This is a genomic window from Amycolatopsis sp. NPDC057786 (assembly GCF_042797905.1).
Classification (GTDB): domain Bacteria; phylum Actinomycetota; class Actinomycetes; order Mycobacteriales; family Pseudonocardiaceae; genus Amycolatopsis.
The window spans coordinates 12264-30224 of sequence record NZ_JBHVKW010000067.1 but is presented as its reverse complement, the minus strand read 5'-3'; the positions used below and the strand labels follow the sequence as shown (position 1 = coordinate 30224).

20 protein-coding genes and 1 tRNA gene are annotated in these 17961 nt (G+C 69.4%); 10 read left to right on the top strand and 11 right to left on the bottom strand.

What is annotated here, in order from left to right:
* Positions 1-15 precede the first annotated feature (15 nt).
* A complete protein-coding gene (locus tag ACFVM3_RS28240) occupies positions 16-615 on the bottom strand; it encodes a bacterial proteasome activator family protein (RefSeq protein WP_378443004.1) in 600 nt (199 codons plus the stop codon).
* 134 nt (positions 616-749) lie between these two features.
* Here ACFVM3_RS28240 and ACFVM3_RS28235 point away from each other — a divergent pair, with 134 nt between their 5' ends.
* A complete protein-coding gene (locus tag ACFVM3_RS28235; RefSeq protein ID WP_378443003.1) occupies positions 750-1949 on the top strand; it encodes a cysteine desulfurase-like protein in 1200 nt (399 codons plus the stop codon).
* Here ACFVM3_RS28235 and ACFVM3_RS28230 read toward each other — a convergent pair.
* Positions 1946-2923, bottom strand: a complete 978-nt coding sequence (locus ACFVM3_RS28230; protein WP_378443002.1) for an NAD(P)H-quinone oxidoreductase — start codon at positions 2921-2923, stop codon at positions 1946-1948. The two genes, ACFVM3_RS28235 and ACFVM3_RS28230, sit on opposite strands and share 4 nt — an antisense overlap.
* An 80-nt stretch (positions 2924-3003) precedes the next feature.
* Here ACFVM3_RS28230 and ACFVM3_RS28225 point away from each other — a divergent pair, with 80 nt between their 5' ends.
* The 3 genes from ACFVM3_RS28225 to ACFVM3_RS28215 all read left to right on the top strand — a co-directional run bounded on the left by ACFVM3_RS28225 (position 3004) and on the right by ACFVM3_RS28215 (position 6097).
* Positions 3004-4545: a M28 family peptidase gene (locus tag ACFVM3_RS28225; RefSeq protein ID WP_378443001.1), complete on the top strand. Its 1542-nt coding sequence runs from the start codon at positions 3004-3006 to the stop codon at positions 4543-4545.
* A gap of 84 nt (positions 4546-4629) precedes the next feature.
* Entirely contained in the window at positions 4630-5451 is an 822-nt protein-coding gene (locus tag ACFVM3_RS28220) for a helix-turn-helix domain-containing protein (RefSeq protein ID WP_378443024.1), read from the top strand.
* A gap of 64 nt (positions 5452-5515) precedes the next feature.
* Positions 5516-6097 carry a dihydrofolate reductase family protein gene (locus tag ACFVM3_RS28215; protein WP_378443000.1) on the top strand — a complete coding sequence of 194 codons (582 nt, stop codon included), beginning with the start codon at positions 5516-5518 and terminating at the stop codon, positions 6095-6097.
* Positions 6098-6185: 88 nt separating this feature from the next.
* On the opposite strand, the gene ACFVM3_RS28210 is transcribed toward ACFVM3_RS28215, so the two are convergent.
* Entirely contained in the window at positions 6186-7100 is a 915-nt protein-coding gene (locus ACFVM3_RS28210; RefSeq protein WP_378442999.1) for a neutral zinc metallopeptidase, read from the bottom strand.
* A 540-nt stretch (positions 7101-7640) separates the two neighbouring features.
* Between ACFVM3_RS28210 and ACFVM3_RS28205 the strand changes: the two genes are divergently transcribed.
* Positions 7641-8144 (top strand): MarR family transcriptional regulator, encoded by a 504-nt coding sequence (locus ACFVM3_RS28205; RefSeq protein WP_185927058.1) that lies wholly within the window; start codon positions 7641-7643, stop codon positions 8142-8144.
* Here the strand turns inward: ACFVM3_RS28205 and ACFVM3_RS28200 are convergent.
* Entirely contained in the window at positions 8134-9276 is a 1143-nt protein-coding gene (locus tag ACFVM3_RS28200) for an RNA polymerase sigma factor (RefSeq protein WP_378443023.1), read from the bottom strand. The genes ACFVM3_RS28205 and ACFVM3_RS28200 overlap by 11 nt on opposite strands.
* 8 nt (positions 9277-9284) lie before the next feature.
* On the bottom strand, positions 9285-9692 hold the full coding sequence (locus ACFVM3_RS28195; RefSeq protein WP_378442998.1) for a YciI family protein: 408 nt from the start codon (positions 9690-9692) through the stop codon (positions 9285-9287).
* Between the two features lie 111 nt (positions 9693-9803).
* On the opposite strand from ACFVM3_RS28195, the gene ACFVM3_RS28190 reads away from it, so the two are divergent.
* Complete coding sequence (locus tag ACFVM3_RS28190; RefSeq protein WP_378443022.1) at positions 9804-11561, top strand: RICIN domain-containing protein; 1758 nt, start codon at positions 9804-9806, stop codon at positions 11559-11561.
* A gap of 50 nt (positions 11562-11611) precedes the next feature.
* Here the strand turns inward: ACFVM3_RS28190 and ACFVM3_RS28185 are convergent.
* The 3 genes from ACFVM3_RS28185 to ACFVM3_RS28175 form a co-directional block, all read right to left on the bottom strand.
* A tRNA-Ser gene (locus ACFVM3_RS28185) sits at positions 11612-11700 on the bottom strand.
* Between the two features lie 95 nt (positions 11701-11795).
* Complete coding sequence (locus tag ACFVM3_RS28180; RefSeq protein ID WP_378442997.1) at positions 11796-12158, bottom strand: DUF4190 domain-containing protein; 363 nt, start codon at positions 12156-12158, stop codon at positions 11796-11798.
* Positions 12159-12181: 23 nt separating this feature from the next.
* The gene (locus ACFVM3_RS28175) at positions 12182-12469 is read right to left on the bottom strand and encodes a DUF2277 domain-containing protein (protein ID WP_378442996.1); all 288 of its coding nucleotides are present in this window, start codon (positions 12467-12469) and stop codon (positions 12182-12184) included.
* A 134-nt stretch (positions 12470-12603) separates the two neighbouring features.
* Between ACFVM3_RS28175 and ACFVM3_RS28170 the strand changes: the two genes are divergently transcribed.
* Positions 12604-13548 (top strand): Ldh family oxidoreductase, encoded by a 945-nt coding sequence (locus tag ACFVM3_RS28170; RefSeq protein WP_378442995.1) that lies wholly within the window; start codon positions 12604-12606, stop codon positions 13546-13548.
* On the opposite strand, the gene ACFVM3_RS28165 is transcribed toward ACFVM3_RS28170, so the two are convergent.
* Both ACFVM3_RS28165 and ACFVM3_RS28160 read right to left on the bottom strand, forming a co-directional pair.
* Entirely contained in the window at positions 13545-13763 is a 219-nt protein-coding gene (locus tag ACFVM3_RS28165; RefSeq protein WP_005149665.1) for an RNA-binding S4 domain-containing protein, read from the bottom strand. The two genes, ACFVM3_RS28170 and ACFVM3_RS28165, sit on opposite strands and share 4 nt — an antisense overlap.
* Before the next feature lie 7 nt (positions 13764-13770).
* Positions 13771-14526: a trypsin-like serine peptidase gene (locus ACFVM3_RS28160; protein ID WP_378442994.1), complete on the bottom strand. Its 756-nt coding sequence runs from the start codon at positions 14524-14526 to the stop codon at positions 13771-13773.
* Positions 14527-14672: 146 nt separating this feature from the next.
* Between ACFVM3_RS28160 and ACFVM3_RS28155 the strand changes: the two genes are divergently transcribed.
* Both ACFVM3_RS28155 and ACFVM3_RS28150 read left to right on the top strand, forming a co-directional pair.
* On the top strand, positions 14673-15497 hold the full coding sequence (locus ACFVM3_RS28155) for an SDR family NAD(P)-dependent oxidoreductase (protein ID WP_378442993.1): 825 nt from the start codon (positions 14673-14675) through the stop codon (positions 15495-15497).
* 96 nt (positions 15498-15593) lie between these two features.
* Positions 15594-16262 (top strand): hypothetical protein, encoded by a 669-nt coding sequence (locus ACFVM3_RS28150; protein WP_378442992.1) that lies wholly within the window; start codon positions 15594-15596, stop codon positions 16260-16262.
* On the opposite strand, the gene ACFVM3_RS28145 is transcribed toward ACFVM3_RS28150, so the two are convergent.
* Positions 16250-17098: a LysR family transcriptional regulator gene (locus ACFVM3_RS28145; RefSeq protein ID WP_378442991.1), complete on the bottom strand. Its 849-nt coding sequence runs from the start codon at positions 17096-17098 to the stop codon at positions 16250-16252. The two genes, ACFVM3_RS28150 and ACFVM3_RS28145, sit on opposite strands and share 13 nt — an antisense overlap.
* A gap of 76 nt (positions 17099-17174) precedes the next feature.
* Here ACFVM3_RS28145 and ACFVM3_RS28140 point away from each other — a divergent pair, with 76 nt between their 5' ends.
* Positions 17175-17891, top strand: a complete 717-nt coding sequence (locus ACFVM3_RS28140) for a hypothetical protein (protein WP_378442990.1) — start codon at positions 17175-17177, stop codon at positions 17889-17891.
* Positions 17892-17961 lie beyond the last annotated feature (70 nt).

The window sequence follows — 17961 nt, the reverse complement described above, 5'->3', positions numbered from 1 at the left end:
CTTTCATAGCGCGCGTCAGAGGTACTGGCCCGGCCCGTGCGATTCGCCCGCGGCACCGTGACCGCCGAGGGCGCCGCCCGCGGAAGGCCCGGCCGGGAGCCCGCGGCGCATCTGCTCCAGCTGCACCCGCGCGGCCATCTGCTGCGCGAACAGCGCGGTCTGGATGCCGCTGAACAGCCCTTCCAGCCAGCCGACCAGCTGAGCCTGCGCGATCCGCAGCTCGGCATCGGACGGCGTCGAGTCCTCGGTGAACGGCCTCACCAGCCGCTCCAGCTCGTCCTGCAGCTCCGGCGCCAACGCCTGCTCCAGCTCGCGGATGGAGGTCTGGTGGATCTCGCGCACGCGGTTGCGGCTGGCGTCGTCCAGCGGCGCGGCGCGGACCTCCTCCAGCAGCTGTTTGATCATCGTGCCGATACGCATCACCTTGGCGGGTTCCTCGACGAGGTCGCCGAGCGATTCCTCCTGCCCCTCCTCGCCGGAGCCGGGGGAGGCGATGCGTGCGGTGCCGACCGGGGTGCCGTCGGGACCGACGACCACCACATGGTGTGGGGAGTCTCCGCCGCCGTCACCGGGGGTGGTCGATTCGCGGGAAACTGGGTCGGTCATGTGCTCCATCCTGGCCTACGTCGGGCGCGAAGCGCAGTGTGGTTTTCGGCGCCGTCTCCGAGCGTAGCGGGAATCGTCGCACCCCGTGTTCGGGCAGCCAACCCCGGGTAAAGCGCCAAACCACACGTCCGTACGGTGTCCCCATGGCGTTCGACGTCGCTCGTATCCGTGGGTTGTTTCCCGCGCTGGGTGACGGCTGGATTCACTTCGACGGCGCCGCCGGAATGCTCGTACCTGAACAGGTCGCTTCGGCCGTATCCACGGCCATGCGCGCTCCGGTGTCCGGACCGGGTGGAGCGTTTCCGGCCTCCCAGCGTGCGGAAAGCATTGTCACGGCCGCTCGCCGGGCGGTCGCCGACCTGGTCGGCGCCGATCCGGCCGGAGTCGTGCTCGGCCCCAACGCGCCCGATCTCATCCGCCGTCTCGTCGACGCGATGGCCGACCGCTGGACGATCGGCGACGAGGTCGTCGTTTCCCGGCTCGACGAGGAGGCCAACCTCGCGCCGTGGCGCCGCGCGGCGAAACGCGTCGGCGCGGTCGTGCGCTGGGGCGAGATCGACATCGAGACCTGCGAGCTGCCAGCCTGGCAGTACGAGAACCTTGTTTCCGCGCGCACCAAGGCCGTCGCGGTGACGCTGGCGTCCGGTTCGGTCGGCACCCGGCCCGACGTCCCGACGGTGATCGAGTTCGCCAAACGGGTCGGCGCGCTGGTGGTCGTCGACGCGACGTACGCGGCGCCGTTCGTCCCTCTGGACCTCAACGCGCTCGGCGCCGACGTGATGGTGGTTTCGGCGCAGGCCTGGGGCGGTCCGTCGGTGGGGGCGCTGGTCTTCCGCGACCCCGAACTGCTCGAACGTCTGCCGTCGGTGTCGCTCGATCCGGCCGCGCGCGGTCCGGCCCGGATGGAGCTGGGGCCGCACGCGTACCCGTTGCTGGCCGGGCTGGTCGCGTCGATCGACTATCTGGCCGGTCTGGACGACGCCGCGATGGGCTCGCGGCGCGAGAAGCTGGTGACGTCGCTGGGTTCGGCGAAGTCGTACCACGCGGGACTTCTGGCGCAGCTGTCCACGGACCTGCGTTCGCTGCGGCACGTCATGGTCATCGGTGACGCCATGCGCAGGATCCCCGCGCTCGCGTTCGCCGTCGCGGGCAAGAAGGCGCCCGAGGTCGCCGAATACCTGGCGTCCCAGGGGCTCTGCGCCTTCGCCGACGACGGTACGAGCGGTGTCTTCGGATCGCTCGGCGCCGCCGAAGTCGGCGGCGCCGTCCGCATCGGGCTCGCGCATTACTCGAACGTCTTCGAGGTCAATCAGCTCGTCCGGGTGCTGGAAGAGATCCGTTAACTCTTCGCTGCGAGAAGAACTTTGCCGAAAACCGTGCCATCTTCGAGCGCGCGGTGCGCGGACGCGGCCTCGGCCATCGGGACGACCTGGCCGACGATCGGCTGCACCGAACCCTGCTCCACCAACGGCCACAGGCGCTCGCGGACGTCGGCGACGATCGCCGCCTTCTGCTCCAGCGGCCGTGAACGCAGGCCCGCGCCGTACAGGCTCGCGCGTTTGCCCATCACCTTGCCGATGTTGAGCTCGCCCTTGACCCCGCCCTGCATACCGATGATCACGAGCCTGCCGTCCATGGCCAGCGCGTCGATGTTGCGGTCGAGGTACTTGGCGCCCATGTTGTCGAGGATGATGTTCGCGCCGCCGGTCTCGGCGCGCAGGACCTCGACGAAATCCTGCTCCTTGTAGTTGATCGCGATGTCGGCGCCGAGCTGGCGGCAGCGCTCCAGCCGGTCTTCCGAACCCGCCGTCACCGCGACGGTCGCGCCGAGCGCCTTCGCGACCTGGATCGCGTGCGTGCCGATGCCGCCCGCGCCGCCGTGGACGAGTAGGACCTCACCCTCGGACAGGCCGGCGTGCATCACCACGTTCGCCCAGACGGTGCACGCGACTTCGGGCAGTCCGGCGGCCGCGAGCAATTCGACTTCGGCGGGAAGCGGAAGCAGTTGTCCTGCCGGGACGGCGACCTTTTCGCCATAGCCGCCACCGGCGAGCAAAGCACAAACCTCGTCGCCGATTCGCCATCCTTCGACGCCTTCGCCGATTTCGGCGATCGTGCCCGAACATTCGAGTCCGATGATTTCGCTCGCCCCTGGCGGAGGCGGATAGTTTCCCTGGCGTTGCAGCAGGTCAGCCCGGTTGACGGCGCTCGCGGCGACGTCGATGACGACTTCGCCTTCACCGGCCACGGGATCGGGGACCTCTGTCCATTCGAGAACATCGGGATCGCCGGGCTCACGGATGGTGATCGCGTACATACGAACGACCCTATCCCGGTGTCATAAAGTCCGCCGAACGTCGGTTGACCTGTGGCGCAAACCACACAAAGGTGTCGCCCATGTCATATTCGCGAAGAAGCATTGTTCCCTCGATCGTGGTAGCGGCCACCGCGGCGCTCACGGTCGGGATGGCACCCGCCGCGACGGCGGCCACGGGGATCGACGGTCCCGCGCTGGCGAAGCAGCTCGTCGACAAGGTCAACGTGAACAACGTCAACCGGCACCTGATCGCGTTCCAGCGGATCTCGGACGCGACCGGTGGCCGCCGCGCGGCCAGCACCGAGGGCCACAAGCGATCCGCGGAATACATCGCGACGAAGCTGGAGCAGGCGGGCTTCGCGGTCACGCGGCAGGAGTTCCCCTTCACCTACGCGGAGACCCTCGCGGAGACGCTGACGGTCGGGGGCGCCGACGTCCCGATCATCATCATGTCCTACAGCCCGTCGACGCCCGCGGGCGGAATCACCGCGCCGCTCGCGGTGGTCCCGGTCGATGACACCAGCGGCTGCGAAGCGGCCGACTACGCGGGCGGCGTCGCCGGCAAGATCGCGCTGATCCAGCGCGGTGGCTGCTCCTTCGCGCAGAAGCAGGCGACGGCCGCCGAGGCGGGAGCCCTCGGCGCGGTCGTCTACAACAACGTCCCTGGCCCGGTCAACGGCACCCTGGGCGACCCGGCCGCGGGCAAGATCCCGACCGGTGGCATCACCCAGGCCGACGGCCAGGCGCTCGCCGGCAAGGCAGGCGCTTCGGTCACCCTCGACCTGCGTGCCTTCCAGGAGCAGCGGACCAGCTACAACGTCCTCGCCGAGACCAAGACCGGCCGCAAGGACAACGTCGTGATGCTCGGTGCCCACCTCGACAGCGTCACCGAGGGCCCCGGCATCAACGACAACGGCACCGGTTCCGCCGCGCTGCTGGAGACCGCGCTGCAGCTGGGCAGCAAGCCCAAGGCCAACAACGCCGTCCGCTTCGGCTGGTGGAGCGCCGAGGAGTTCGGACTCGTCGGCTCGACCTACTACGTCAACTCGCTGAGCTTCGAACAGCAGCTCGACATCGCGCTCTACTACAACTACGACATGATCGGCTCGCCGAACGCGGCGTACTTCGCCTACGACGGTGACAACTCCGACGGTGTCGGCGAGGGTGCGGGCCCGTACGGCTCGGGTCAGCTCGAAAAGACCTTGGTCGACTATCTGCAGCTCGGCAAGGGTGTCCCGGTGGAGGGCACGGACTTCACCGGCCGCTCGGACTACCAGGGCTTCATCCGCGCCGGCATCCCGGCAGGTGGCCTCTTCACCGGCGCCGAAGGGGTGAAGACCGCCGCACAGGCCGCCAAGTGGGGCGGTAGCGCCAATGTTCCTTACGACAAGTGCTACCACCAGGCCTGCGACAACCTCGGCAACGTCGACCGCGTCGCGCTCGACCGCAACTCCGACGCCGTCGCCTGGGCGCTGGGCGTGTACGCGATCAGCACCGAGAACATCAACGGTGTCTCGGGTGCCAAGGCCGCGAAGGCGCAGGAGCTTCGCGCGGCCGAGCGGTCGCGGCAGCGGAGCCTGACGGCTTCCGTCCACGCTGACGACCACCACGTCGCCGCCTGATCCGAGTACGCCGAAGCCCCCTTCCTCGCCTGGCGCGGGGAAGGGGGCTTCGGCGATGCTGTGGGCGTGGAGTACGTGTCCAGAGTGCCGCGACCACCGCTGGACGGGCTGATCGACGACCTCTACTACCTGCGCGGGTCGCCGCCGTACGCCCGGCTGACGCTGCCGCCGATGCCAGGGGCGTTCCTCATCGTCAACCTCGGAGCGCCGTTCCGCATCCGCGCCGGCACCGATATCGAGGCGGCCGAGTACGCCGACGGCTGCGTGGTCACGACGCCCACCCGTGCGGTGGAGTTCGGCTACCCACCCGGGAGCCGGTCCGTCGGCGTGCACTTCAAGGCGTGGGGGCCGTCGCCGTTCCTGCCGATGCCCGCGGCCGAGCTGTGCGACCGGCCGGTGACCCTGGAGCAGGTTTGGGGCAGGTCCGCCGTCGCCGAGCTGCGCGACCGGCTGGCCACCGCCGGCGGACCGCACCAGATGCTGACGCTCCTCGAGGAGGAGCTGACGCGACGGCTGCGCGAGACCGCCGGCTTGGGGCTGGTCCGCCATACGAGCAGCGTCCTCGCGGCGACCGGTGGGGCGGCGGCGATCGGCGGGCTGAGCGTCGCGGCGGGGGTCAGCAGCACTCACCTGGTGAAGCGCTTCAAGGAGCTCGTCGGCGTCACGCCGAAGCGGCTGGCCCGCACCTATCGCCTCACCGCCACCGTGTTCGCGATCGACCCCGCCGGGCCGGTCGATTGGAGCGCCCTCGCCGGCGCGGCAGGCTACTTCGACCAGGCGCATTTCGGCCACGAGTTCCGGGAGTTCACCGGGCTCACGCCGACCCGGTACCTCGAAGTCCGGCGGCGGTTCCTGCGCGAACATCCCGGTCACGCGCTGGACGGCTGGCCGCTGCCCGCCGCTTGATTTCTTACAAGAGCGGCGGCTCGCGACCCGCTAGTTTCGGGGCACCCCAAGCAGAGGAGAGCCCGTGGGCAAGGTGGTCATGTACGGCTCGGTGTCGGTGGACGGCTTCATCGCGGACGAGAGCGACCAGCCCGGACCGCTGTTCGACTGGTTGACCGGCGGTGACGTCCCCTTGGACGAGAGCGGAGCGCTCAAGGTGTCGCAGACGTCGTACGACCACACCCGGCCGTACTGGGACGAGATCGGGGTGACGATCGCCGGCCGCCGCGTCTTCGACCTGACCGACGGCTGGGACGGGAAGCCGCCGAGCGGGATCGACCACGTGGTCGTCGTGACGCACCGGCCGTCGCCCGAGGGCTGGGACCAAGAGGCGCCGTTTCACTTCGTCGACGGTGTCGAGGCGGCCGTGGCGAAGGCGCGGGAGCTCGCGGGCGACCGCGTGGTCGAGGTCGCCGCCGGCGACGTCGGTGGCCAAGCGCTCGCCGCGGGCCTGGTCGACGAGGTGCGCATGGACGTCGCACCCGTGGTGTTCGGGTCCGGCAAGCGCTACTTCGGGTCGGTCCAGGCCCAGCACCTGCTGGAGGATCCGTACGTGGTGCTTCAGGGCGACCGGGTGCTTCACCTGTGCTATCGGGTGCGCCGGTGAGGCCCGAGAGCGTCTTGCCGAGTACATGAAGGCCCCCTTCCTTGCGCCTAGGTACAGGAAGGGGGCCTTCATGTACTTCAGGCGTGCATTACCCCAGGCTGTTGGTCGCGAAGGTGTCGCACCTGGCAGGCTGGCCGGTCGAGAAGCCGGTGGTGAACCACTTCTTCCGCTGCGCCGAAGTGCCGTGACTGAACTTCGACTCGTCGACGCGGCCGCCGCCGAGCTTCGACTGGATGTAGTCGTCACCGATCCGCGAAGCGGTGTCCAGCGCGGAGTCGATGTCCTCCTGGCTGATCTCGGTGATCAGCGGCCGCCCGGATTCGGTCGGGGTGGTGGTGGCGTGGTGCGCCCAGACGCCGGCGTAGCAGTCGGCCTGCAGTTCGAGCCGCACCGAGCCGGACGTCGGCCCGCTCCCGGTGCCCTTTTTGGACACTCCGGTGAGGTTCTGCACGTGGTGCCCGTATTCGTGGGCCAGCACGTACGCCTCCGCGAACGGCCCGCCCTGCGCGCCGAACCGGGTGCGGAGTTCGTTGAAGAAGCCGAGATCGATGTAGACCTCGGAGTCGCCAGGGCAGTAGAACGGCCCGACGTCCGAAGTCGCGCTGCCGCAGGCCGTGTTCACGCCACCGTTGAAGAAGTTGGTGACGGCCTTGCGGTAGGTCGACCCGGACCGCTGGAACTCCTGCGCCCAGTAGTCCTGGATCGAGTTGATGACGGCGACGATCGCGCAGTCGTGGTTCCGGTTCGCGTCCGCGCCGGTCTTGCACTCCTGCGACAGCGACGTGTTGTCCATCTGCTGCCCGGAGCCCACGCCGCCGAGACTGCCCGAGGACGGGTTCAGGCTCACGCCGCCGAACTGGGAGATGAGGAAGTAGATGACGAGGCCGACCACGCTGAGCCCGCCGCCGCCGAGTGCCACCCGGCCGCCGATACCGCCGCCACCACCGCCGCGCAGGTCCTCGACCTCGGAGGTGTCCAGTCCCGCGCCTTCGTCGAATCGCACGGGGGAAAGCGTAGCCGGAAGACCCCGGATATGCCTGGGTGCGGCCACCCGGAGCGGCCGCACCCAGAACTACCGAGGTTGTCTTGTTCCGATCGCCGGTTGGCCGCGATCACCGGGCCGGCGCCGGGCACTGCCGAGGCGGTCGAAGAGGCCGCGAACCCGAAACAGGCCGGAGTGACGCCGAATGCGCGAGAATTGTCGAGCGCATCTTGAGATGCCCGCGCTCATCGCTGTTCGCAGTCGCGACCGACCCGGTCCTTTCCGTTCCGGTCGCGGGGACACAGCAGGCGGTCAACCGCGAGAATCACCCGCCATACCACCACCTGACCCTTCCCGGCTGGGGAGCAGGTCCGGCGACCCTTCGAGGAGATCGCCCGGTACTTGCCCGACCATCCGCTGACAAGCAGAATGCGCCTTTTCGCGCCGAGTCTCAACCTTTTCGTAACCCTCCTTCGGGCGAATGTCCCGCCGGGTTTTTCACGGGCCGAAAAGTGACCGGTGGGTATGCGCCTTGTGCGATCAACGCTCTACTCTGCGTGGATGGCGGTGGAGCAGAAGGAAGTGCGCTGGCTGTCCGAGTCCGAGATGGTCGCTTGGCGCTCGTACATCGTCGCCACCATGCGGCTACGGCAGCGTCTGCATCGCGAACTCTCCGAACGCCACGACGTCACCCTCGCCGACTACGAGGTCCTGGTCTGCCTTTCGCTCCAGCCCGACCGGCGGATGCGGATGACGGAGCTGGCGAGCATGCTCGGCTCGACCAAGAGCAGGCTTTCGCACCAGATGGTCCGCCTGGAGGCCGACGGGCTCATCCGCCGCACGCGCGACCCGGCGGACAAACGCGGTGTCGTCGCGGAGATGACGGAACGCGGCGCGGAACTGCTGGAGGGTGCCGCGCCGACGCACGTCGAGGGCGTCCGGGAGCATCTGATCGACCTGCTGAGCCCCGAAGAGCAGCGCGTGCTGGGGCAGGCTTTCGGGCGGGTGCTGGATCACCTGTCGGAGATCGACGGTCTTCCGCGCCTGCCGCCGATCACTTCTTGAGGGCGTTGAGCCGCGCCGCCTGACGGGTCAGGTGCGCGCGCTCGGCCAGGTTGGCCGCCTTGGCGGCGGCCTCGCCGTACAGCCGCGCCGCCGTCGCCAGGTCGCCGTCGCGCTCGTGCAGGTACGCCGCCACCGCCGCGTACCGGGGCAGCGATTCGTCCAGTTCCGCGAGCGCGGCCAGGCCCGCGCGCGGTCCGTCCGCCTCGCCGACGGCCACCGCGCGGTTGAGCCGGACGACCGGGCTGCCGGTCAGCCGCGCGAGTTCGTCGTACCACTCGACGATCTGCGTCCAGTCGGTCTCCTCGGCGGTGGGCGCGTCGGCGTGGAGCGCCGCGATGGCGGCCTGTGCCTGGAACTCGCCCAGCCGGTCGCGGGCGAGCGCCGCCTGCAGGATCTCGACGCCCTCGGCGATCAGGCGGGTGTCCCAAGCGCCGCGGTCCTGTTCGGCGAGCGGTACCAGTTCGCCGCCGGGAGCCGTCCGCGCGGCGCGCCGGGCGTGGTGGAGCAGCATGAGGGCGAGCAGGCCCGCGACCTCGGGATGGTCGATCGAGGCCGCGAGACGGCGGGTGAGCCGGATGGCTTCGGCGGCGAGGTCGACGTCGCCGGAATAGCCCTCGTTGAACACCAGGTAGAGCACGCGGAGCACGGTGGCGACGTCGCCTGCCTGGTCGAAACGCACTCCGGAGACGGTGCGCTTGGCCCGGCTGATGCGCTGCGCCATGGTCGCTTCGGGCACCAGATACGCCTCGGCGATCTGGCGGGTGGTCAGCCCGCCGACGGCGCGCAGGGTGAGCGCGACCGCCGAAGACGGCGTGAGCGACGGGTGGGCGCACAGGAAGTAGAGCTGCAGCGTGTCGTCCGCCTCGGGGACGGGTCCGGGGGCGGGCTCCTCGTCAACGAGGTCTTCGCGACGGCGACGGGCGGCGTCCGACCGGGCCAGGTCGAGGAACTTGCGCCACGCGACGGTGACGAGCCAGCCTTTCGGGTCCTTCGGGCGGTCACCGGGCCAGACGCGGACGGCTTCGATCAACGCTTCCTGCACGGCGTCCTCCGCCGCCGCGAAGTCGGCGCCGCGGCGGCAGAGGATTCCGAGGACGTTCGGCGTGAGGCTCCGCAGCAGGGCCTCGTCCAGCTCGGCGTTCACTCCGTGATGACGAGCTGCTCACTCAGGACCGGACGCAGTTCGAGCCACTCGTGGATCGGCTTCCCGCCCGCTCCCGGCGCGGCCGACAGCTCCGCCGCCAGTTCGAGCGCTCGCTCGTAGCTGTCGACGTCGATCACCATGAATCCGGCGATGAGTTCCTTGGTCTCGGCGAAGGGACCGTCGGTGACCGGAGGCTTGCCCTCGCCGCCGTACCGGACGAAGGTGCCTTCGGGCGCGAGGGCCTGCTCCTGGACGAACTCGCCGCTCTCCACGAGCCGGGCGGCGAAGTCCTTCATGTAGTTCATGTGCGCCGTGATCTCTTCCGGGGCCCAGTGGTCCATCGGCACGTCGTTGACCGCCGCCGGAGCGCCGCGGTAGTGCTTGAGCAGCAGGTACTTGGGCATGCCGGAAGGGTAATGGCAGTCTGCCGGTCCTTCTGCCTGGTGGGCTATACATCTGACCTCTAGCCTTCTTAACGCGTTCCTCTCTCGCGAAAGGAAGAGCCCTTGTTCCAGGTGAAACGGCTGCTGGTCGTAGTCGGACTCCTCGGTGGTCTACTCGTAGGCGAGGCCGCGGCCTCCGACGAATTCGCGGTTTCCGTCACCAAGGACCACAGCCATCCACTGCCACCCGGCGCCGCCCCCGTGGCTCCGCTCGCTCCCGCCGTCGCCCAGGCGCAGGTCGCCGCCAATCCGGTGGTCTGCGAGGGCGACGGCGTTTCCGGCAAACGTGTCGAGCTGGTCTACGTCCGTGAGGCCGGTCAGCCCGACCGGTACGCGACCGTCGTGCCGTCTCTGCGCGCCTACGCGTCCGGGGTCGACGACGCGTTCAACGACAGCGCCGCGGCGACCGGCGGCAGCAGGCACCTCCGGTACGTGACGACCGCCGGCGCGGGTTGCCAGGTCGCCGTCGCGAACCTCGTGGTGCCCGAAGGCACGTACAAGTCGGGCGCGATCCGTGAACGCGCCATCCAGGCCGGTTTCCACCATGCCGACCGCGACTACATGCTGTTCTCCGACAATCCGCTCACCTGTGCCGGCACCTGGGGTGACAGCGACGACCAGCCCGGTCCCGCCAACGCCTTCAACAACGGCAGGCACTACACGGAGATCGCCGTCCCCTGCTGGGGTGTCAACGCCGCCGCTCACGAACTGGGCCACATGCTCGGCGCCGTCCTGCCGGGCGCCCCGCACTACCAGGGCGGCGGCCACTGCTCCCAGGAATGGGATCTGATGTGTTACGGCGACACCCAGTCCTTCGACTGCACGGAACGCGCTTTCGATCGGCTGCTGGACTGCGGCAACGACGACTACTTCAGCACGACCCCGGCTCCCGGCAGCTGGCTCGCCACCCACTGGAACGTCGCCAACAGCGCCTTCCTGATCAAGAAGGACACCCCCGACAACGACGACGGCCACGCGCGAGGCGGCAAGACCTACGTCATCACCGGCGCGAACGGTGACGCCATCGACGTCGTGGGTTCGTCGACCGGCGGCCTCGTCACCCTCAGCCACCGGCCGCGGAACGACTCCACGAGCCAGAAGTGGGTTCTCGGCTACAACACGGGATTGCAGCTGGTCAACGCCAACAGCCAGCTGTGCGCCGACAGCGCGCAGAGCGGGACGGCGCCCGGTACGCAGATCCTCCAGTACGACTGCAACGGCCAGAACGGCATGCGGTGGGCGTTCCAGCCGCTGGGCAACGGCAAGGTGGCGATCTTCAACTACCTGACCGGCTACGCGATCACCGACGGCGGCGCGTATCCGGCCCCGTTGGTTCAGCGGCCCTACACGGGGGCGGCCAATCAGCAGTGGACGCTGAACCCGGTCGCCGACCCCGGCCCGAAGGCGGGCAAGAAGTACTACCTGACGGTCGCCACCAACGGCAACAGCGCGGCGGTCGTCGACGGTTCGTCGTCGGCGGGCGCGAAGATCACCAACGTCGCGCGGCAGAACGACAACGGCCAGAAGTGGCGGCTCACCGACGCGGGCGGCGGGTACTGGAAGATCTCCAACGAGCGCAGCGGTCAGTGCCTGCGGCCGGTTTCCGGCAGCACCGCGGAGGGCGCGCTCCTGGAACAGACGCATTGTGGTTCGGCCACCAACCAGCAGTGGAAGCTGCTCCGCAGCGCCGATATGCGCTACGGGCTGGTGAACCGGGCGAGCAAGCTGGCGGTGCGACAGGTCGACAACGGGACGGCTTCGCTGCTGGAGCAGCGGCCCTTCCACGGCGGCCGCAGTGACGAGACCGTCTGGGCTCTCGTACCCGCGTGAACGCGAAGCTCCCCAGGTCTGTCGGCCTGGGGAGCTTCGGTTTTCAAGACTGGCGGTAGCGGTGGGATTCGAACCCACGGAGGACAGAGCCCTCGCATGTTTTCAAGACATGTTCCTTCGGCCGCTCGGACACGCTACCGCTGTCGAGGGTATCCGACGGGGCTTTGTCGGAATGCTTCGGATCTAGTCGAAGCGCAGCTTTCCGTTGAGGGTGGTGGCGGGGGCATGGATGGACTAGTCGAAGTCCCAGTCGGTCAGGATCCCCACGAAGAGGAAACCCGCCAGGAGCAGGACGACGATGGCGACGCCGAGGTAGCCGATGATGATCGCCGCGAGCGCCATCCCCTGACCGCCGGCTTCCCCGCGTTTGGCCTTGGAATGCGCGATATGCCCCATGATGACGCCCGCGATCGACGGCAGCCCGCTGCAGGCGACCAGGCTGGCGATCGACACGACGAGTGCCGCGATGGCCAGTCCTTGTTCCTGCGGCGGTTGCGGCGGGCCGTACCCATAGCCCGGTTGCTGGTACGGCTGCCCGTACGGGGGTTGCTGGCCGTAGGGCTGCTGGTGACCGTAGGGGTCTTGCGGGTATGTCACCCGCTCACCGTAACCGCCGGACTTCAGGAAGCCTGGCTCTTCGCGGCCTTTGCCGCGATTCGCGCCTGGACCTCGGGGCGGCGCAACGGCGGCACCGTCGTCGGTGGCTGACGGCGTGCGGGCAGTTCGGTCAGCAGCCGCCGGGTGATCTCGGTGATCTCGGCGACGGCGGCCTCGAAGGGCTCGCGCGTGGCGTCGGACAGGGTCTGCACCCCGGACACCTTGCGGACGTACTGGCGGGCGGCGGCCTCGATCTCGTCCGGCGTCGCCGCCGGCTCAAGCCCTCGAAGCGTCGTGATGTTCCGGCACATGGCCCGATGGTACGTCCGCCCACCGACGTTTCCGAGTGAGCAGATCACGTTTCCGGGTACTTCGATCACACAGTCGGTTAGAAGCTGCCCTGGTTCGTTGACGCCGAAAAACGCGGTTGGGCACCCTCGGCGGAGTGCCCCTCAGACCCCGCTCTCTTCGCCGTGCGCCCGTCGAGCCGATCCGCGAACCGGCCGAACCGTCCCCGATTCCGGAACAGGTCTGGCAGCGTGTCCCGATCGACGCCCTGATCGACCTGGTCACCGAGGTCTTCACCGCCCACGATCTGCCGTGGTCGCGCGCCAGGATGGCCGCCGAGGCGGTGTGCCACGGCGATCTCACCGGAACGCCGGAGTCCGGCGTCGCCGAACTGACGCGGCTGCACCTGCCGATGCTGGCCGACGGCACGGTGCGGCCGAGGGCCGAACCGCTGATGATCGCCGACCGCGGCGCCGCGGCACTGATCGACTACCGTCGCGCGCCAGGGCTGTGGGCCGTCGGCGACGCGATGGACCGGGCGGTGTCCAGGGCGGGCCGGTACGGCGTCGGTCTCATGTCGGTCCGCGGCGTCGGCCCGTTCGGCCGTGCCGGGCACCATGCGGCGAGGGCGTTGCCGCACACCATGATCGGGCTCGTCATGGCGGCGGGTGGCGAACTCGGGAAGGCCGCGAACCCGCTCGGGATGGCCGCCCCGGCCGGTGCGTACCCGGAGTTCGTCCTCGACCTGGAAACCCTGGCGGATGTCGACAGCGCCGCCGTCGCCGGGTTCGCGCTGCTGGTGGAGATCTTCGCCGGGGTGCTTTCGGGCGTCGGCGACCACGATCACGACACCGGCCTGATGGTGATGGCCATCGCGCCGACGACGCTCCGCAGCGCCGAGGGGTTCTACAAAGCCGCGAGCGCGCTGTTCGGCAGTCTGCTCGGCTGGGAGGGCGGTACGCCGGTCCGCTATCCGGGCTGGCGCGAGGCGCAGTACCTCGAACAGTGCCAGGCGCTGGGTGTCCCGCTGAACGAGCCGGTGCACCGCGAGCTCGAAGAACTCGCGAGGGCGTTGCGCCTGGCGCCGTTGCAGGGCCGCTAGGCCAGGACGACGCGGCCGCCTTCGCCGCCGACCTCCACGACGTCGCCGTTCGTCAGCTGACGGCCGCGCCGGACCTCCACCTCGCCGTTGACCGTGACCTCTTCGGCGTCGAGGAGGTCTTTGGCGTGCGAACCGTCTTCGGCCAGGTTGGCCAGTTTGAGGAACTGGCCGAGGCGGATCGGCTCGCCGGTGATCGGGACGTCGTGGATGCTCATGGGGAGATCATCCCCGTGCGTCCATCTTCCGGTACAAGGTGGCGACGTCGGTGTCGAAGTAGCTGCTGTAGGACGTGTCCGGATCGTCGCCGCCGTACAGGTAGCCGCCGATCACGCCGACGACGGTGCCGAGCTCGGTCACGGGGTCGGCACCGACCACCCACGGGCCGCCGCTGGTGCCGGTCGTGAAGCCGGGGCACGCGACGCGCATCTGGTAGGTGTCGGCCTGTGCGCTGGAGCCGTGGCAGACGACCGGCGCCTCCCGCTCGTCGGGATAACCGGTCAGGGTGATCGCGTGGGCGAATCCGCCGCCGGTCAGCAGCGTGTTGGCGCCGGTGATGCTTTCGAGGGTCTTCGTGGTGCCCGCCTGGTGGGCGGTCGCGAAGCCGACGTCGAGATCCGGATCTGAGGACTCGGCCCAGCCTTCGGGGACCTGCGGATCCGAAACGTCCCAATAGCCGTAGGGCGCGACACCGTCGTGATAGCCGGGCGCGAACGAGATCCCCGTCGTGTACTGGCCGCCTTCGCCGTCGTGGAGGCAATGCGCCGCCGTGAGCAGGAGGTCGCCGGGGGCGCTGTGGACGACGCTGGCCGTGCAGAAATGCGTTCCGTCGAGGAAGAGCGCGCCGATCGCCGGAGTGGTCCGCGGCGCGGCGGGGGTGGCCGTCATCGTCGTGTCGGCGTTTTCGGTCGCGGCGGGATCCGGCACGGCGGAGCAACCGGACAGAACGACACAGAGCACGAGCAACAGGGCGCGGCGCATCGCCTTCCTTTCGCTCGTCCACGGCCGTCCGGTCTCCAGATCACCATAAGTGGCACGCGAACACAGCCCGATTCGATCAACGCACAGCAAGCTCACAGCCGTAGTATGTGTTACCTCCGGTAACAGTCGAGCGGGTTGGAGCGGGTATGAAGTCGTTCACGGACAAGGTCGTGGTGATCACGGGCGCGGGCTCGGGGATCGGCAAGGCGCTCGCGATCGAGCTGGCGGGGCGGGGTGCCAGGCTGGCGCTGTCCGATGTCGACGCCGTCCGCGCAGCGGGCACCGTGGCGGAGTGCGAGAAGGCGGGCGCGACCGCGAAGGCGTACGCGCTCGACGTCGCCGACCGTGACGCCGTCCTCGCGCACGCCGAGGAGGTCGCCGTCGATTTCGGTGGCGCCAACGTCGTGGTGAACAACGCCGGGGTCGCGCTCGGGGCCACGGTCGAGGAAATGACCTGGGATGACTACGACTGGCTGATGGGGATCAATCTCGGCGGCGTGGTCAACGGCACGAAAGCCTTTCTGCCGCAGGTGATCGCTTCGGGCGACGGGCATATCGTCAACCTTTCGAGTGTGTTCGGCTTCATCGGCGTGCCCACGCAGAGCGCTTACAACGCGGCGAAATTCGGGGTGCGGGGGTTCACCGAGGCGCTGCGGCAGGAAATGCTGATCGCCCGGCATCCGGTCAAGGTCAGCTGCGTGCATCCCGGTGGCATCAAGACGAATATCGCCCGTGACGCGCGGGGCGGCGTCGAGCGGGACATCGACAAAGCCGCCGAAGGATTCGAAAAGATCGCGAGGACGACGCCCGAGAAGGCCGCGCAGACCATCGTGCGCGGTATCGAACGGGGGACGGCGCGCATCCTGATCGGCCCGGACGCGTACGCCATCGACGCGATTCCCCGCGTGTTCGGCTCTTTTTACCAGCGTCCGCTCGCCCTGTTGGGGCGCTTGGGAATGAAACGGCTCTGAACGGAGTAACCCTCCGTGCTCCGGACGGCTCGGGATAACTCGATCGGGGTGCGTTACTTACGGCGGCGTCGGAAATGCACCACAATGCTCAAGTTCGTGATTCCGCTTCCGGAGGTCCCCATGCCGCGCGCCGCCCAGCGCCGTCCGTCGACCGACGCGTTCTCAGCGCCCGTCGAGACCGTCGAACTCCTGGACCGGACGGGGATCATCGCGGCGAGCCTGCCGAAGCGGCGGCGCAGCCCGGAGAACGAACCAGAGCCCGAGCCGATGCCGGTGCGCCCTCCGGTCTGCGAACCGGTCGTGGACAAGGACCTGCGGCCCAAGGCCGTCGTCATCCACCGTCGCGCCCGCTCGTGGCTGGCAGGCGGGGCGGGGGTGGCGCTGCTCGCGATCGGCTGGTTCGCCGGCACCTTCACCGTCGAGCCTGCCGACGACACCGCCCTGACCGAGCAGCCGCTGCCCGCCGTGGTGACCCAGCAGGCGCCGCCGCCCGCGCAGACCGTGCAGCCCGCGCCGCAGGCCGCCCCGGTGACCGTCTACGTCCCGGTCACCGTGAAACAGCAAGCGCCCGCGACGAAGAAGAAGCCCGCTAAGGAGCAGGTCGTCGCCCTGCCGCCCGCCGAGACGAAACCGCCGGAGCAGCCGCGATCCGACCTCGGAGCGCGCGACAAGACGTCGGACGGTCTCCGGAGCGTGATGGATCCCGTCGTGGCGAGTTCGCTGGCGATGGAGATGGCGCAGGGAATGATGAGTTACGGCCGCTGACCCGTCAGCGCGGCGGCCAGCGCGGCGCCCTCGCCGGGATCGCCGTGCACGAGTTCGGTGCGGTGCACCACGCGCGGCGAGGACAGGGAAAGCGTGCTCACGCCGGTGAGCGCGTCCGCCGGGAGCAGCGCCAGGCCCTGACCGGCGGCGACCAGGCCGAGCAGCCCGCGGACGTCGGTCCCGGTGTACCGCAGGCGACCGCGGAACCCGTCGGTCGAGGCGGATTTCCTCAACCGCTCCAAGGGAATCGCGGTGTCCGGCGCGTCGATCCAGCCGGCGTCGGCGAGTTCGGCCAGCCGGACGGCCCGTCCCGTCAGGGGATGGTCCGCGGGGACCGCGACCGCGAGCGGGCGTTCGCCGACGACGGTGGTGGTGAGCGGGCCGACGTCCGGCAGCGGGAGCGGATCGCTCGGCGCGGTCATCCCGTCGACGAGACCGAGATCCAGTGCGCCCGCCGCGACCTGCGTCAGGACGTCTTCGCGGCCGAGGACGCGCACTTCGGTGCCGCGCGGCACGGCGGCGGCGACTTCGGCGGTGAGCGACAGCGGGGTCAGCCCGAGGACGACCCGGCCGGTGGGCGCCGCGGTGAGCCTGGCGAGATCCGCGCGGGCGGCGTCGAGCCTCGTCAGCAACGGGCCGGCGTGTTCGAGGAGACGTTCCCCGGCGCGGGTCGGCGCGACGGGCCGCCGGGTCAGCAACGTGGTGCCGAGATCCTGTTCGAGTGTGGCGATGTGCTGGGAAATCGCCGACTGCGTGTAGCCGAGCTCGCGGGCGGCCCGCGAGAACGAGCCGCCGCGCGCCACCGCCACGAAGGTGCGGAGCAGATGGGTCTCCATGGTCATCAGTATCGCTTATCGATCCAGCATGGATCATCGTTGGCGCTGAACTCGGTTCGCGGGTCAGGATGTCCGCATGACAGAAAAAGCCAGGGTCGCCCTGATCGGTGACCGTTCGGACGGTGTCCGCTCCCACGTCCGGATCCCGATGCTCTTCGAGCGGCTCGCCGAACGTGACGGCCTCGAACTCGACGCCTACTGGCTCCCGACGGACGCCGTCGGCGACCTCACCGGTTTCGACGGCGTCTGGCTGGTGCCCGGCAGCCCGTACCGGTCCGAAGCCGGCGCGGTGGACGCCGTGCGCGCCGTCCGCGAGAACGGCATCCCGTTCCTCGGCACCTGCGCCGGTTTCCAGCACGCGCTGCTGGAATACGCGCGGAACGTCTGCGGCCTCGGCGGGATCGGGCACGCGGAGAACACGCCGGAATCGACCGATCGGCTGATCGTCCCGCTGGCTTGTTCGCTCGTCGGGCACGAGGGCGCCGTCCACGTCACGCCCGGCACCCGCGCGGCACGGATCCTCGGGACGGACCGTTCCGTCGAGCGGTACCACTGTTCGTACGGCCTCGACGCCCGTCACCTGGACACCTTGGCGGCGAACGGGGTGGTCTTCAGTGGATTCGACGACGAGGGCGACGCTCGGATCGCGGAGCTGCCGGAGCATCCGTTCTTCGTGGCGTCGCTGTTCCAGCCGGAACTCGCCGGCGACGGAACCCGGCCGCATCCGCTCGTCCAGGCCTTCGCCCGCGCCGCCGCGGAGCACGCGAAATTGGCCGTCCACAGTGGACACTGACGGACGTCGTGGTCCGGATGGCCGCTGACACAGCGGAAGTGATCGACTACCGTGAGCCAGGGGGAGGGGC